Below are 13845 nucleotides of genomic sequence, written 5' to 3' on the forward strand. Positions count from 1 at the left end.
AGGACTTCCGCACCTGGCACGCCACGGTGCTGGCCGCGGCCGCGCTGGCGGCGAGCGCCGAACCGGGCGACACGGCGGCATCGCGCAAGCGCGCGGTCAAGGCCGCCGTCGAGGAGGTCGCGGGCTATCTGGGCAACACCCCGACGATCGCCAAGAACTCCTACATCGATCCTCGCGTCCTCGACCGTTATGAAGCCGGCACCGTCATCGACCTGCCCAAGGCCCGCCTGCCCGAGCGACGTCAGGCCGCTCTCGAAAAGGCGGTCCTGGCGCTCCTGCGCGACGACTGACCCCGCCCCAGCGACACTTGGCTGCACCTGACCAACCCCTTGCGTCCGGCACGTGGACGGCATACCAACCACCTTGCCGGACGCAAGGGCTGGACCAGCGCGAGCCGACCCCACCGCATGGGCGAGAATCGGGGCATGACCACGACGGCGGAAACCACGACCGACATCCTCGACGTCGCCCGGGCACAGGTGCTCGAGCGCGGTGAGGCGTTGACGCAGGCGCAGATCGTCGAGGTCCTGCGCACCGGGGACGACCGGCTCGCGGACCTGCTGGCGCTGGCGCACGAGGTGCGGATGAAGTACCAGGGGCCGAGCGTCGAGGTCGAGGGGATCGTCTCGCTCAAGACCGGTGGCTGCCCGGAGGACTGCCACTTCTGCTCGCAGTCGGGCCAGTTCACCTCGCCGGTGCGCTCCGTGTGGCTCAACATCCCCGAGCTCGTGCGCGCCGCCAAGCAGACCGCCGCGACCGGCGCGAGTGAGTTCTGCATCGTCGCCGCCGTCCGCGGCCCTGACGACAAGCTCATGGAGCAGATGCGCGAGGGCGTCGCCGCGATCCGCGCGGCCGTCGACATCAACGTCGCCGCGTCGCTCGGCATGCTCAGCCAGGGGCAGGTCGATGATCTCGTCGACATGGGTGTGCACCGCTACAACCACAACCTCGAGGCCGGTCGGTCCTTCTTCCCGAACGTCGTGACGACCCACTCCTGGGAGGAGCGCTGGGAGACCTGCGAGATGGTCAAGGAATCCGGCATGGAGCTCTGCTGCGGCGGCCTCGTCGGCATGGGCGAGACCATCGAGCAGCGCGCCGAACTCGCCGCCGACCTCGGCCGGCTCGAGCCGCACGAGGTGCCGCTCAACTTCCTCAACCCGCGTCCGGGCACCCCCTTCGGTGACCTCGAGCCGATGGAGACCAACGACGCGCTGCGCACGATCGCGGCCTTCCGGCTGGCGCTCCCCCGCACGATCCTGCGGTATGCCGGTGGCCGCGAACTCACGCTCGGCGATCTCGGCACCCGCGACGGCCTGCTCGGCGGCATCAACGCGGTCATCGTCGGCAACTACCTGACGACCCTGGGACGGGACCCCAAGGAGGATCTCGCCCTCCTCGACGACCTCGAGATGCCGATCCGCGCCCTCAACGAGACCTTCTAATCGCTTCTCCCCCAACCGATCTCGTATGCCGCTGACTCGCCCCGACGAAGACCTCCCCCTCCCCGACGAGGCCGGCTCCGCGGCATACTGCGGCCGGTGCGGGGACGCACTCGCCGGCGGTGACCACGAGCGCTGCGAGCGCCTGCTCGCCCTCGAACCCCCGCGCTACTGCGGGCAGTGCCGGCGTCGGATGAAGGTGCAGGTCGCCCCCGGCACATGGACGGCGACGTGCGTCCAACACGGCACGGTCGAGCACTCCACCTGGTCCTGACGACGCCGCCGAACTCCTTGCGTCCGCGAGATCCGTCGCCATGGGAACGCTTCACGCGGACACAAGGGGGCTCTTCACGGTGCCGGTGCGCTGATCAGCCCGGCAGCCGGTAACTGATCGTGTGGCGGTGCTCGCCCTCGACGACGTCGAGGGCGAGCACTCCGCTAATCCCGGCGAGTTCCCCGTGCCCCGATCCCGGGGCGACGACGTAGGTCTGCTCGATGGCGCCCCCGTCCATCGTCCCCAACTGGACGAAGGCGAAGCCCCCGGCCCGCCCGTCGAGCATTCCCTCGACCGTCTCCACGGCGACATAGGCCGCCGCCCCGGCCTCCGGGTTGCCGGCCGAGAGCATCACCCCATGACCGACCCCGCAGAGGTCACCGGTCCAGGTCTTGCCGAGATCGAAGCGACCGGTGCGTTCGACCAGTTCGTCGCCAGGGGTCAGTCTCACCTCGAAGGTGCCGTGCGCCGTGTGAGTCGTCATGCGACCACAATGGCATCGATGACCGACACCGTGGCCGCCGCGCTCGCCTTCGACCGCGAGCATCTCTGGCATCCCTACTCGTCGGCCCTCACGCCGGGCGACCCCTTCTTCGTGGAGTCTGCCCGCGGCATACGAATTCGGCTGCGGGACAGGGATGGTCGGCCTCGCGAGGTGATCGACGCCATGTCGTCGTGGTGGTGCGCCATCCACGGGTATGCCGTGCCGCAACTCGACGCGGCCGCGCGCGCCCAACTCGCCGAGATGAGCCATGTGATGTTCGGCGGGCTCACGCACGGACCGGCCGTGGAGTTGGGTCGTCGACTCGTCGACCTCACGCCCGAACCGCTCCAACACGTCTTCTTCGCCGACTCGGGCTCGGTCTCGGTCGAGGTCGCGATGAAGATGGCGCTGCAGTTCCACCTCGCGGCAGGCGAGCGGCGGACGCGCTTCTTCACCGTGCGCGGCGGCTACCACGGCGACACCTTCTCACCGATGTCGGTGACCGACCCGGTCGGCGGCATGCACTCACTCTTCGCCGGCGTCCTGCCCGAGCATGTCTTCGCGCCCCGCCCGCCGGCCGGATTCGACTGTGCCCCAGACGATCCCGCCATGGTCACCTGGGAGCGGGCGACCCGCGAGTTGTATGCCGCGCACGCGGGCGAGATCGCGGCCGTCATCGTCGAGCCGGTGCTCCAGGGCGCCGGAGGCATGCACATCTGGAGTCCGTATGCCGTGTCGGTGCTCCACGCGCTCGCCCGCGAGCACGGTGCGCTGGTCATCCACGACGAGATCGCGACCGGCTTCCACCGGACCGGGCCGATGTGGGCCGCCGACCACGGGGCGGTCGTCGGGGCCGATCTCACACCCGACGTGCTGTGCGTCGGCAAGGCCCTGACCGGCGGCTACCTCACCCTGGCCGCCGTGCTCTGCACGCGCGAGGCCGCCCTCGGGGTCTCCCGCGGTGAGGCCGGTGGGCTCATGCACGGGCCGACCTTCATGGCCAACCCGCTGGCCTGCGCCGTCGCCGTCGCCTCCCTGGATCTGTTGCGGGACAGCAATGCCGGCGCCCAGGTCGCCCGGATCCACGCGGGTCTGGAGGCGGGGCTGGAGGCGGCGCGCGGCATACCAGCCGTGGCGGAGGTGCGCACGCTGGGAGCAGTCGGCGTCATCGCGTTGCGCGAGCCGGTCCGGGTGCCCGAGGTGACGGCCGCGGCGATCGAGCGCGGGGTGTGGGTGCGGCCGTTCCGCAACCTCGTCTACACGATGCCGCCCTATGTGAGCGGTGACGAGGACGTGGAGGCCGTGACCAGCGCCATGGTCCAGGCGGTGGCCTCGGTGCACGGCGACTGACCTGACCGGATGTAGCACTTCATGTGCTACTTCGCTGCCATGAGTGATGAGATCGGGATCCGTGAACTGCATCAGGAGGCGAGTGTCCATCTGCGCGCCGTGGCCGACGGGGCCGAGTTCACGATCACCGATCGGGGCCGACCGGTCGCGCGACTCATCCCGATCTCCCCGCTCGAGGGCCACTTGTCGCAGCAGATCTCCGATCACGGGCTGCGGGCGCCCGCACGCCCACGACGCTCCTTTGCGTCCATCCAACGACTCGGCGGCCCGGGCCTGAGCGAGTTGGTCGAGGCCGACCGTGAGGAGCGCAGGGTGTTGGGCGCGTGATCTATCTCGACACGTCAGCCGTGGCCAAGCTGGTCGTGGAAGAGGCGGAGTCCTCGGCGCTGGCGCAGTGGGTGGACGACCGATCCGATGACGTGCTCTGCACCAGCGCGCTGACGCGGGTGGAGCTCCTTCGGGCAGCGAGCCGCCGATCGCCGGACACCGTTCCTGCGGCCCGCGCCATCCTTGCTCAGCTGGCCATTGTCCCCCTTGATGACCTCGTGCTGGAGGGCGCCGCCACCGCTTCGCCGACCACCCTGCGCAGTCTCGACGCGATCCACCTGGCCTCGGCGACCTCGTTGCTGCCCGACCGGGTGACCGTGGTGTCCTACGACCAGCGTCTCCTCGACGCAGCCCGGGGGCTCGGCCTCGAAGCAGTGATGCCGGGAGCGCACGACTGAGGTCGGTCATCAGCACCGAGCTGTCTGCCGTCGAGGATCACGGCGACCAAGCCCGCTCGAGTGCACGCTGCGCGTCGGGGAGACTCACCCCGAGGGCCGCCGCGTGCGCGGCATACGTCCGGGCAGCAGCGGTCAGGCGTTGCCGCTGCACGGTGTCGGTGTCGAGCGGAGGGACCGCGACGCGGGTGCCGCCACCACGACGGCTGCGGATGAGGCCGGCGGACTCCAGTTCCTGATAGGCCCGACCGACCGTGCCGGTGGCCAGGTCGAGGTCGCGGGCAAGTTGGCGGATCGAGGGGAGGCGGTCCTCCGGGCGCAATTGCCCGGTCTCGATCAGGGTCGCGAACTGACGCCGGAGCTGCTCGTAGGGCGGGGTGGGGTCGAGCAGGTCGACCGTGACACCAGCAGTCATCGGACCCGCACCCCGGCGCCGGCGGGCGGGGGGAGCGCTCCCGGCAGGTCGTCAACGACGAGGCGCGGCGCCATGAAGAGGGAGGCCAACAGGGCCAGGCCCAGGCCCGTGGCCACGACCCCGGCGGCCAGAGCCATCCACTGCACGAAGGTGTCCGTGGACGCGCGGCAGTCCATGGCCGAGAGAGTGGCCCCCATGACGGTAGCCAATGGACCGGCGATGAGGAGCGCCGAGACAGTGCTGGCCCGAAGCACGTTACCCGTCGACCAGGAGCGCGTGAGGCGGTCGAGGTCCTCGGACTCCGAGCCCGCCGCACGCCGAGCCGCGATGCTCTTCAGCGCAACGAAGGCCAGGACACCCAGGACGATGAATGCTCCACCGAGCGGCAGGGTGTAGAAGGACCCGGGCCACGGACCACTGCGTTCGCCCGCCGTCGTCGGGACACCATCGCTCACCAGCTGACAGGTCCGGGCGAGCGCCCGGCCCGCCCGGCCGAGATCGTCGGGCGACCCCAGGACCGTGCCCAGGGCGAGGATCGCCACGAGCAGGCCAGTGCTCGCGACCATGGGCCAGAGCGACTGGCCGCGCAAGAGGTCCCCGATCCGGCGCTCACCGAGGCCGGCTTCGCGGGTCGTGCCCAGCGGAGCGCGAGCCGTGCGTTCACCGACGATCGTCCCGATGATCAATCCAGCGCCCAGGGCGGCGGGTGCCAGCCCGACGAATCGCCCGAGGGCGGTGCCAGCGAGCATGGCGCAGGCGAGGGCGGCGAGCAGACCAGCCGCCAGGCCGAGGCCGCGCCACCGGACCGTTTGACGGTGGATGGCGACGAGGCGCGCGTGATTGTGGTGGCCGATCCGGACGACAGGGCGGCGAGCCACCACGATCACCAGCCCCACACAGAAGACGAGCAGCATGGGGATCATCGCGACGATTCCGGCGAGTGGCCCGATCATGACGCCCTCCAACTTGTGACAGGTAGCTGTGACAAGTTGATGATCAGCCGACGTCGACCCTTGTGTCAAGCGCTTGCAACAAAACCCCCGAGATGCTCATCGAGAACACGCCGACCCGTGGGGGTGATCGCCCACATCGCCAGGTCGCGGTCCACCCGCACCAGGCCGAGCGAGGTCAGCGTGCCGAGCCACTGCTGGGCCACCGGCGCAGGCATTCCCAAGGCGCGCACCAACGCCGCGACCGAAAGAGCATCGCTGCTGCTGTCGAGCACCAGCAACACCGCGAGTCCCGGTGAACTGCGGAGCACACCCCGCGCGGACGCCTTCGAACCCGCGCTGCCGCGCACCTGGCTGGCAGCAAAGGTCCACATCATCGACACCACCACCACGGCGGCAGCGACGGCCAGCGCGCGTCCCCAGCGATCGCCGGGCGCACCGACCCCGCTGAGGTCGACCAGGGCCGCGATCAAGCCGGCGGCCACGGCGGCGATCGCCCCGACCGTCGAGCGGTTCGACGGGTGGACCCCGAGGCGCTGCACCACCAGCGAGCGAGTGAGCACGATGGCGACCGCCACGAAGATCAGCCCTGACGCAGCCCGGTCCGGCAGTCGCCATCCCCACAGGGCCATGAGCCCCACGGGGAGCACGTCGAGCAGTTGCGCGGCCAGCCGACGCGCTGGCGTCGTCGACCGCACCTGCCCCCGGAGCGCACGTGCCTCGCGGACTTCATCCGGATCCGCCACGACCACGGCGGAAACCGGTCGGCTGCCCAAGGCCGGCATCGCGGCATACCCCTCCATGGCGGGAGCCTACGCGCGAGGGCGCCGTTGCGCACTCCTTAGGATCGTGGCGTGACCGAGTTCCTCGACTGGCTGGCCGATGCTGCCGACCGCCGTGCCGCGCGCGGCCTCACGCGTCGCCTGCACACGACGAAACCGGGCGACCTGCTCGACCTCGCGGGCAACGACTACCTCGGTCTGCGCACCGACCCGCGCGTGATCGCGGCGGCCGTTGCGGCCGTGGAGAGTCACGGCGGCGGGTCCGGCGCGAGCCGTCTGGTCACCGGCACCCTGCCGGTCCACGACGACCTGGAGGCCACGCTCGCGGGGCTCCTCGGCTCGCCCGCCGCGCTCGTTCTCTCCACCGGGTATGCCGCGAACCTCGCCGCCCTCACCACCCTCACCGACGCCGACACCCTGGTCGTCAGTGACGCCCACGCCCACGCCAGCCTGATCGACGGCTGCCGGCTCTCGCGAGCGGGGCGGGTGGCGGTCTCCCGACACAACGACCTCGACCACATCGCCGAACTCCTCTCGGGCCGAGCCGAAGGCAGGGCTGTTGTCGTCGCGGAGTCGATCTACTCGGTCCTCGGGGATGCTGCGCCGGTCGCCGAGCTCGTCGATCTGACCCGCGCGCAGGGCGCGGTGCTCGTCATCGACGAAGCGCATGCGGTCGGCGTCTGTGGCGTGGGTGGCCGCGGCCTCGTGGCCGAGGTGACGGGTTTCGGGGCTGGCGCGCCGGGGCTCGAGCATGTCGTGGTCACCGGCACCCTGTCGAAATCCCTTGCGGCGCAGGGGGGTTTCGTCATGTCACACCCCTCCGTCCGCGAGCACCTGGTCAACACGGCGAGGCCCTTCATCTATGACACCGGCTTGGCGCCGGCTGCGGCCGGGGCAGCCCTGGGCGCCCTCGATGCCTTGGCGAGCGAGCCTGATCGGCCGAAACGGTTGCACGACAATGCCGCTCGCCTTGCCGCCGCCCTCGGCATCGACACCCCCGCCGGTGGGGTGATGTCGGTCCCGATGCCCGGCCCCGAGGAAGCCCTCGCCGCTGTCGCCCGCGCCGCCGAGCAGGGAGTCCGGATCGGTTGCTTCCGCCCCCCGTCGACACCCGACGGCAGCTCCCGCCTCCGCCTCACGGCGAACGCCGGCCTGAGCGACACGGACCTCGACCGCGCCAGCGCCATTCTCGAGGACCTGGCGTGAGCGACCCCCTGTCACTGCCCTCGGTCGTCCTCGTCACCGGCACCGGCACCGAGGTCGGAAAGACGATCACCACGGCCGCCCTCGTGGCCGTGATCCGCGCCCGCGGGACCGAGCCGTGTGTCGTCAAGGTCGCGCAGACCGGCGTCGCCGCCGACGAGGACGGCGACCTGCAGACCGTATGCCGGTTGGCCGGGGAGGTGCCCACTGCTGAGTTCGTCCGCCTTTCGGACCCCCTCGCTCCCGACACCGCAGCCCGTCGTGCCGGGGTGTCCATCCCGCCGATTGCGGTGCACGCGAGGCGAATCGGGGAGTTGGCGGAGGACCACCCGATCGTCCTCGTCGAAGGATCCGGCGGGCTGCTCGTGCGACTCGACGAGCGCGGCGGGACGCTGGCCGACCTCGGCACCGCCCTGCGCTACAAGGGTGTGAGCGCCGGCGTCCTGCTCGTCGCGAGCGCCGGGCTGGGCACGCTCAACTCTGCCGCCCTCACCGCCGAGGCGCTCAAGGCACGAGGGTTGCCGCTCATCGGCGTGATCATCGGCGACTGGCCGGCCGACCCCGGGCTGGCCGAGCAGTGCAACGTCGAGGACCTCCCGCGCGTCACGGGTTCGCGGCTCCTGGGGCGGATCCCGATGGGTGCAGGAGCCCTGGCGACGCAGGAGTTCGTCGCCTCAGCCCCCTCGTGGTTGGACTTCGCATGAGGGGCGAGCACGCGGCATACCGGGTGACGGTGGTGTGTTGGGGGAACATCTGTCGTTCTCCCATGGGTGAATTCATGCTCCGTGAGGCCTTCGACGAGGCCGACCTCGGCGATCGGGTCGTCGTCGACAGCGCCGGCACGTCGACCGACGAGTTGGGCCGGCCGATGGACCGGCGCACGACGGCCACGTTGCGACGCCACGGCGTCACGGACACCGGGTTCGCGGCCAAGCGGGCGCGGCAGTTCCGGGCCGACTCCTTCGACGACTCCGAACTGGTGCTCGCGGCCGACCACGTGCACGACGAGATCCTGCGCCGGCGCGCCCGCGACGAGGATGACGTCGCCAAGGTCCGCCTGCTGCGCTCCTTCGACCCCGTTGCCGCCGCGGCGGGAACCCTCGGCATGGAGGACCCGTGGTACGGCGATGACGACGACTTCGACGTCACCTATGGGGAGATCGCGGCGGCGCTGCCGGGCATCGTCGCCCACGTCAGGAGCGAACTCGACGCTCTGGGAGAATGAGGGCCATGGGATCCCTCGCTGACCTCGACCCGCCGATCGCGCTCGGTGCGCTCGATGGACGCTACCGCGGGGTCGTGGCCCCCCTCGTGGATCACCTGTCGGAGCCGGCCCTCAACCGGGCCCGGGTCAAGGTCGAGGTCGAGTGGCTCATCCACCTCACCGACCGGCAGGTCGTGCCCGGTGTGCGCCGCCTCACCGGCGACGAGAAGGCGCGGTTGCGCGCCATTGTCGACGAGTTCGGCGCCGAGGAGATCGAGGAGATGGCCCGCACCGAGCGAGTCACCCAGCACGACGTCAAGGCGGTCGAGTATTTCCTCAAGGAGCGGCTCTCGACGATCGCCCCGGCTGACGAGGACCGTGGCCTGGCCGAGCTGATCCACTTCTGCTGCACCAGCGAGGACATCAACAACCTGTCCTACGCCCTCATGGTGCAAGGCGCCGTCGAGGACGTGTGGCTCCCACGAGCGACCGCGCTGGTCGAGAAGCTCGCAACGATGGCCAGCGACCTGCGCGACGTGGCCCTGCTCGCCCACACCCACGGCCAGCCGGCGACGCCGACGACGATGGGCAAGGAACTCGCGGTGCTCACCTGGCGGCTGCAGCGACAGTTGCGGCGGGTCGAGGATGCCGAGTTCCTCGGCAAGCTCAACGGCGCGACCGGCACCTATGGAGCCCACCTGGCCGCCGTGCCGGGGGCCGACTGGGAGGACATCAGCGAATCCTTCGTCGAGGGCCTGGGCCTGACCTGGAACCCCCTGACCACCCAGATCGAGAGCCACGACTGGCAGGCCGAGCTCTATGCCGACATCGCCCGCTTCAACCGGGTGCTGCACAACATGTGCACCGACGTCTGGACCTACATCTCGATGGGCTATTTCGCCCAGGTGCGCGGCCAGGGCACCGTCGGGTCGAGCACGATGCCACACAAGGTCAATCCGATCCGCTTCGAGAACGCCGAGGCCAACCTCGAGGTCAGCAACGCCCTCTTCGACGTGCTCGCCGCGACCCTCGTGCAATCCCGCCTCCAGCGCGATCTCACCGACAGCTCGATGCAGCGCAATATCGGCGTCGCCTTCGGACACAGCCTGCTCGCCATCGACAACGCGACTCGGGGCCTCGACGGTCTCGACGCCGTCCCCGCGGCCATGCTCGCCGACCTCGACGCCAACTGGGAGGTGCTCGGTGAGCCGATCCAGTCAGCGATGAGAGCTCTCGGGGCACAGGGAGTTCCGGGGATGGAGGAGCCCTACGAGCGGCTCAAGGAGCTGACGCGTGGGCGGCGCATCGGGCAGGTGGAGCTGGTCGAGTTCGTCCGGGGGCTCGGGCTGCCGTCCGAGGTCGAGGAGCGGCTCGCGTCACTCACCCCCGCGGCATACGTGGGGTTGGCTCCTCGCCTGGTCGACCACCTGGGCTGAGCCTCGCCTCGTCACGCATCGACAGGGGACGTGTTGACACCCCGCCATGTTGCATGGTTCATTAGTCAAGTAATGAACCAAGGGAGGAGTTGACGTGACCCCCTCGCCTGACGGTCGACCGATCTTTCTCGAGATCGCCGACCAGATCGCAGCGGACATCCTCGTCGGCGCCTACCCGGAGCAGGCCCAGGTCCCCTCCACCAACGAGCTCTCGGTGCACTACCGGGTCAACCCCGCGACGGCGGGCAAGGCCCTGAACCGACTCGTCGACGACGGCGTGCTCTACAAGCGCCGGGGGTTGGGAATGTTCGTCGCTGAGGGTGCGCCCGAAGCGCTGCGGGCCCGCCGACGAGCGGCATTCGCGGACGAATACGTCCGCCCCTTCCTCGCCGAGGGACGCCGACTCGGCCTCTCCCTCGACGAGATCACCGACCTCATCCACAAGGAAGACCGATGACACCAAGCCCGCCCAGCGCCCACCCGAGCGGCATCTCCCTGAACCACGTGACCAAGAACTTCGGCCGCAAGCAGGTCCTCACCGACGTGACCGCCGAGCTCCCGTCGGGCAGGATCTACGGCCTGCTCGGATCCAACGGCGTCGGCAAGACAACCCTCATGTCCCTCATCTGCGGCCACCAGTTCCGCACCGGTGGGCGCATCCTCATCGACGGTATCGACCCGGTCGAGAACCCGATGGTCCTGCAGCGCACGTGCTTTGTGCACGAGGACCAGCTCTACAACGACTCCTTCTCGGTCCGGGACATCCTCGCCGTGATCCCCGCCTTCTACCCCACCTGGTCGGCCGAGACGGCTGATCGCCTCGTCACCCGGTTCCGCCTCCCGCTGGACACCAAGTCCAAGAAGCTCTCACGTGGCCAGCGATCCGCCCTGGCGATCACGCTCTCGCTCGCCAGCCGCGCCGCCTACACCTTCTTGGACGAGCCCTATCTCGGGCTCGACGCCAGCTCGCGTTCCATCCTCTACGACGAGTTGCTCGCCGAGTACGCCGCGCACCCCCGCACTTTCATCATCTCGACACACCTGATCGACGAGGTCGCCGACCTGATGGAGGAGGTCGTCGTGCTCGAGGACGGCGTGGTCGCCGTCCAGACCGACGTCGACGAGGCCCGAGCCGCCTGCTTCATCGTCCGTGGCCGCGAGGCCGAGGTGCGCACCCTCGTCGGGGATCGCGAGATCCTCACCGAGCGCCATCTCGGGACGATCCTCTCGGCCACGGTCCGCGGCGCCGTCACACCTGACGACCGCACCCTCGCCGAGCGCACCCACCTCACGATCGAGGCCGCCTCGCTGCAGGAGTTCGTGGCCGCCCTCGGGTTGCACGCCCTCGACGAGGTCGCGCGCAAGACCGAGGTGGCGTCATGACCCACGTCCGACCCAACCTGCGCCTCTACCTGGCGAACCGCACCGGTGTGCTGTTGACGCCGGTCGTCATCCTCACGATCATGCTCGGCCTCTCCCTCATCGTCGCCGGCTTCATCGGTATTGCGACCGGGTTCCCGCTGCCCGAGGGCACCGTGGTGCGGATGCGCTACAACGGTGGCGCCCTCTATTGCGTGCCCGGGTTCCTTCTCTCCGTGGGCGTGCTCGCGATGAACCGCAACTTCTCGATGGCCCTCGCCTTCGGCAGCACGCGCCGCAACTTCTGGCTCGGGACGTCGATCGGGTTCATCCTCACCTCACTCGCGGTGGGCGTCGGCACGGTCCTCCTCCTCGGCCTGGAGATCCTCACCGACCACTGGTTCATCAACGCGCGCGCCTTCGACGTCGTGGCGCTCGGCAGTGGCGATCCTGTTCAGGCGTTCGCCACGATGTTCGTGCTGTCGATGCTCTCGCTCTACACCGGAGCCTTCTTCGGCACGATCTACCGCGCCCTCGGCACCGTGTGGACCTCGGTCGCCGCCGTCGGGCTGGGGGTCCTCGCGCTGTGCGCCGGCGCCGCCTTCCTCTGGAAGTGGGACGTCATCGCACCCCAGGTGGTGGGTTGGGAAGCGTGGTTCTTCGTGGCTCTCGGACTCGTCACAGCGGCCCTGATGGCAGCGGCGAGCTATGGCGCCAACCGCTCGGCCACCGTCTGAGGTCACGATCGTCCGTCTGCCGTCCGACCCCGACCCGGTACTTGTTCCCACGCAGGACATGGACGACAGCGCATGCGCGGTCTGCTCCAACCGTGTCGGGTGGCGCCTCGCGTGGTCGACCACCGGGGCTGACGGCTTGGATTTCGCTTGAGTGTCGGGTTGTGGGGGTCAGGACCCCGACAACCCGACACTCAAGCCGCCACACTGGGTCGTATGCCGCCCGCTGAGCGCCCCGCACCCGTCTCCCGCGCCGATCTCGAGGGGATCTGTGAGGCCCTGCCCGAGGTCACCTTGGGTGAGTCGTGGCACCAGCCCGCCTACCTCGTGAACGGCAAGGCCTTCGTCCGTTTTCGCGAGCCGCGCAAGGACTGCCTCGACCCGGCGACCGGCGAGCCGATGGACGACGTCATCGTCGTCACCGTGAGCGACGACGGGGAGAAGGAGGCGCTCGTCACGGGCGAAGGGCCGTGGTTCACCATCGACCACTTCAACGGTCACAACGCGGTGCTCGTGCGCGAGCGTGACCTGCACGAGCTCGACTACCTCGAGCTCGCCGAGGTCGTCACCGACGCCTGGGCCTGTCGCGCCCCGAAGAAGCTGGTCAAGCAGCACCTGGGGTGAGCCGGGCATCCGGGGCGAGCCACGGCACCTGGCGGCGGCAGCGTCACCCGAGGCGAGGCAGTCACCTGGGGTGAACCATGCCCGAGGGTGCACCGCCCCTCGAGAAGGCCGTGAGCACGGCCCTCGTGGGTTGCTCACTCAGAGTGAGCAACCCACGAGCCTCCCGCGCCCACAGTCCACACCGGGCCAGGGCCGCTCCGCCCTCACGAGCCTGCTCACCCTCGGGGCCAAGGACGTGGCCCTCCGGCGTGCCGACCCCGCGACCGGAGCGCTCACCGAGCACCGCATCCCGGTGGCCGACCTCGCCGTGGGCGAGAGGTTCGTCGTGTGTCCGGGCGAGAAGGTCGCGACCGACGGCCGAGTCATCCTCGGCCGCTCGAGCATCGACACCTCACTCGTCACCGGCGAGTCCGTGCCCGTCGACGTCGCCTCCGGGGACGACGTGACCGGCGGCACCGTCAACGGCGAGGGCCTGCTCACCGTCGAGGCCACCCGCGTCGGCAGCGAGACGACCCTGGCCGGCATCGGGCGCCTCGTCGAACGCGCCCAGACCGGCAAGGCGCCCGCGCAGCGCCTCGCCGACCGGGTGAGCGCCGTCTTCGTGCCCGTCGTCCTCGCGATCGCCACCCTCACCTTCCTCGGCTGGTGGATCGGCACCGGCGACCCGGCCCGCGCCCTCGGTATCGCCATCGCCGTTCTCGTCATTGCCTGCCCCTGCGCCCTCGGCCGGGCCACCCCGACGGCCCTGCTCGTCGGCACCGGACGGGGGGCACAGCTCGGCATCCTCATCAAGGGCCCGCAAGTGCTCGAGGACACCCGACGCGTCGACACGATCGTCCTCGACAAGACCGGAACCGTCACCGCCGGAC

At 70.1% G+C, this 13845-nt stretch carries 18 protein-coding genes and 1 pseudogene; 15 read left to right on the forward strand and 4 right to left on the reverse strand.

Annotated features, from left to right (window positions below; translation table 11 throughout):
- From BN10_RS14060 to bsaP, 3 genes and pseudogenes are all read left to right on the forward strand, one after another.
- Positions 1 to 290 (forward strand): annotated as a pseudogene (locus BN10_RS14060) (DNA topoisomerase IB); the annotation flags it as partial.
- Positions 291 to 425: 135 nt separating this feature from the next.
- A complete protein-coding gene (gene bioB / locus BN10_RS14065; protein WP_010851920.1) occupies positions 426 to 1442 on the forward strand; it encodes a biotin synthase BioB in 1017 nt (338 codons plus the stop codon).
- 25 nt (positions 1443 to 1467) lie between these two features.
- Entirely contained in the window at positions 1468 to 1713 is a 246-nt protein-coding gene (gene bsaP / locus BN10_RS14070; RefSeq protein ID WP_010851921.1) for a biotin synthase auxiliary protein BsaP, read from the forward strand.
- A gap of 94 nt (positions 1714 to 1807) precedes the next feature.
- Here the strand turns inward: bsaP and BN10_RS14075 are convergent, their stop codons facing one another.
- Positions 1808 to 2197 carry a DUF3224 domain-containing protein gene (locus tag BN10_RS14075; RefSeq protein WP_010851922.1) on the reverse strand — a complete coding sequence of 130 codons (390 nt, stop codon included), beginning with the start codon at positions 2195 to 2197 and terminating at the stop codon, positions 1808 to 1810.
- Between the two features lie 18 nt (positions 2198 to 2215).
- On the opposite strand from BN10_RS14075, the gene BN10_RS14080 reads away from it, so the two are divergent.
- The 3 genes from BN10_RS14080 to BN10_RS14090 are packed head-to-tail and all read left to right on the forward strand — an operon-like array spanning position 2216 to position 4272.
- A complete protein-coding gene (locus BN10_RS14080) occupies positions 2216 to 3547 on the forward strand; it encodes an adenosylmethionine--8-amino-7-oxononanoate transaminase (protein ID WP_010851923.1) in 1332 nt (443 codons plus the stop codon).
- Positions 3548 to 3586: 39 nt separating this feature from the next.
- Positions 3587 to 3874 (forward strand): type II toxin-antitoxin system Phd/YefM family antitoxin, encoded by a 288-nt coding sequence (locus BN10_RS14085; protein ID WP_040753807.1) that lies wholly within the window; start codon positions 3587 to 3589, stop codon positions 3872 to 3874.
- Complete coding sequence (locus BN10_RS14090) at positions 3871 to 4272, forward strand: type II toxin-antitoxin system VapC family toxin (protein WP_010851925.1); 402 nt, start codon at positions 3871 to 3873, stop codon at positions 4270 to 4272. Before BN10_RS14085 ends, BN10_RS14090 begins: the two co-directional genes overlap by 4 nt.
- 37 nt (positions 4273 to 4309) lie before the next feature.
- On the opposite strand, the gene BN10_RS14095 is transcribed toward BN10_RS14090, so the two are convergent.
- From BN10_RS14095 to BN10_RS14105, 3 genes are all read right to left on the reverse strand, one after another.
- Complete coding sequence (locus BN10_RS14095) at positions 4310 to 4684, reverse strand: GntR family transcriptional regulator (RefSeq protein WP_010851926.1); 375 nt, start codon at positions 4682 to 4684, stop codon at positions 4310 to 4312.
- Complete coding sequence (locus tag BN10_RS15910; RefSeq protein ID WP_010851927.1) at positions 4681 to 5637, reverse strand: hypothetical protein; 957 nt, start codon at positions 5635 to 5637, stop codon at positions 4681 to 4683. The genes BN10_RS14095 and BN10_RS15910 overlap by 4 nt, the downstream gene beginning before the upstream one ends.
- 65 nt (positions 5638 to 5702) lie before the next feature.
- Positions 5703 to 6437 carry a helix-turn-helix domain-containing protein gene (locus BN10_RS14105; protein WP_010851928.1) on the reverse strand — a complete coding sequence of 245 codons (735 nt, stop codon included), beginning with the start codon at positions 6435 to 6437 and terminating at the stop codon, positions 5703 to 5705.
- Between the two features lie 51 nt (positions 6438 to 6488).
- On the opposite strand from BN10_RS14105, the gene BN10_RS14110 reads away from it, so the two are divergent.
- The 9 genes from BN10_RS14110 to BN10_RS14150 form a co-directional block, all read left to right on the forward strand.
- Positions 6489 to 7622, forward strand: coding sequence for an aminotransferase class I/II-fold pyridoxal phosphate-dependent enzyme (locus tag BN10_RS14110; protein ID WP_010851930.1), 1134 nt, complete (start codon positions 6489 to 6491; stop codon positions 7620 to 7622).
- Positions 7619 to 8323 (forward strand): dethiobiotin synthase, encoded by a 705-nt coding sequence (bioD, locus tag BN10_RS14115; RefSeq protein ID WP_010851931.1) that lies wholly within the window; start codon positions 7619 to 7621, stop codon positions 8321 to 8323. The genes BN10_RS14110 and bioD overlap by 4 nt, the downstream gene beginning before the upstream one ends.
- On the forward strand, positions 8320 to 8844 hold the full coding sequence (locus BN10_RS14120) for a low molecular weight protein-tyrosine-phosphatase (protein WP_010851932.1): 525 nt from the start codon (positions 8320 to 8322) through the stop codon (positions 8842 to 8844). Before bioD ends, BN10_RS14120 begins: the two co-directional genes overlap by 4 nt.
- Positions 8845 to 8849: 5 nt before the next feature.
- Positions 8850 to 10259, forward strand: coding sequence for an adenylosuccinate lyase (gene purB, locus BN10_RS14125; protein WP_040751978.1), 1410 nt, complete (start codon positions 8850 to 8852; stop codon positions 10257 to 10259).
- Between the two features lie 94 nt (positions 10260 to 10353).
- The gene (locus tag BN10_RS14130; RefSeq protein ID WP_010851934.1) at positions 10354 to 10716 is read left to right on the forward strand and encodes a GntR family transcriptional regulator; all 363 of its coding nucleotides are present in this window, start codon (positions 10354 to 10356) and stop codon (positions 10714 to 10716) included.
- On the forward strand, positions 10713 to 11642 hold the full coding sequence (locus tag BN10_RS14135) for an ATP-binding cassette domain-containing protein (RefSeq protein WP_010851935.1): 930 nt from the start codon (positions 10713 to 10715) through the stop codon (positions 11640 to 11642). Before BN10_RS14130 ends, BN10_RS14135 begins: the two co-directional genes overlap by 4 nt.
- On the forward strand, positions 11639 to 12355 hold the full coding sequence (locus BN10_RS14140; protein WP_010851936.1) for a hypothetical protein: 717 nt from the start codon (positions 11639 to 11641) through the stop codon (positions 12353 to 12355). Before BN10_RS14135 ends, BN10_RS14140 begins: the two co-directional genes overlap by 4 nt.
- A 213-nt stretch (positions 12356 to 12568) precedes the next feature.
- On the forward strand, positions 12569 to 12976 hold the full coding sequence (locus tag BN10_RS14145) for an MmcQ/YjbR family DNA-binding protein (protein WP_010851938.1): 408 nt from the start codon (positions 12569 to 12571) through the stop codon (positions 12974 to 12976).
- A 130-nt stretch (positions 12977 to 13106) separates the two neighbouring features.
- Positions 13107 to 13845: HAD-IC family P-type ATPase (locus tag BN10_RS14150; protein ID WP_040751980.1), on the forward strand; the 739-nt coding region annotated here is incomplete at its 3' end.

The sequence above is a fragment of the Phycicoccus elongatus Lp2 genome (genome assembly GCF_000367525.1).
GTDB lineage: Bacteria > Actinomycetota > Actinomycetes > Actinomycetales > Dermatophilaceae > Phycicoccus_A > Phycicoccus_A elongatus.

Excerpts from the sequence above, each read along its gene's own strand:
- BN10_RS14145 (WP_010851938.1), top strand. The coding sequence starts at position 12,569 with ATGCCGCCCGCTGAGCGCCCCGCACCCGTCTCCCGCGCCGATCTCGAG.
- BN10_RS14140 (WP_010851936.1), top strand. The coding sequence starts at position 11,639 with ATGACCCACGTCCGACCCAACCTGCGCCTCTACCTGGCGAACCGCACC.
- BN10_RS14080 (WP_010851923.1), top strand. The coding sequence starts at position 2,216 with ATGACCGACACCGTGGCCGCCGCGCTCGCCTTCGACCGCGAGCATCTC.
- BN10_RS14105 (WP_010851928.1), bottom strand. The coding sequence starts at position 6,437 with ATGGAGGGGTATGCCGCGATGCCGGCCTTGGGCAGCCGACCGGTTTCC.
- bioB (WP_010851920.1), top strand. The coding sequence starts at position 426 with ATGACCACGACGGCGGAAACCACGACCGACATCCTCGACGTCGCCCGG.
- BN10_RS14085 (WP_040753807.1), top strand. The coding sequence starts at position 3,587 with ATGAGTGATGAGATCGGGATCCGTGAACTGCATCAGGAGGCGAGTGTC.
- purB (WP_040751978.1), top strand. The coding sequence starts at position 8,850 with ATGGGATCCCTCGCTGACCTCGACCCGCCGATCGCGCTCGGTGCGCTC.
- BN10_RS14075 (WP_010851922.1), bottom strand. The coding sequence starts at position 2,197 with ATGACGACTCACACGGCGCACGGCACCTTCGAGGTGAGACTGACCCCT.
- bsaP (WP_010851921.1), top strand. The coding sequence starts at position 1,468 with ATGCCGCTGACTCGCCCCGACGAAGACCTCCCCCTCCCCGACGAGGCC.
- BN10_RS15910 (WP_010851927.1), bottom strand. The coding sequence starts at position 5,637 with ATGATCGGGCCACTCGCCGGAATCGTCGCGATGATCCCCATGCTGCTC.
- BN10_RS14095 (WP_010851926.1), bottom strand. The coding sequence starts at position 4,684 with ATGACTGCTGGTGTCACGGTCGACCTGCTCGACCCCACCCCGCCCTAC.
- BN10_RS14120 (WP_010851932.1), top strand. The coding sequence starts at position 8,320 with ATGAGGGGCGAGCACGCGGCATACCGGGTGACGGTGGTGTGTTGGGGG.
- BN10_RS14135 (WP_010851935.1), top strand. The coding sequence starts at position 10,713 with ATGACACCAAGCCCGCCCAGCGCCCACCCGAGCGGCATCTCCCTGAAC.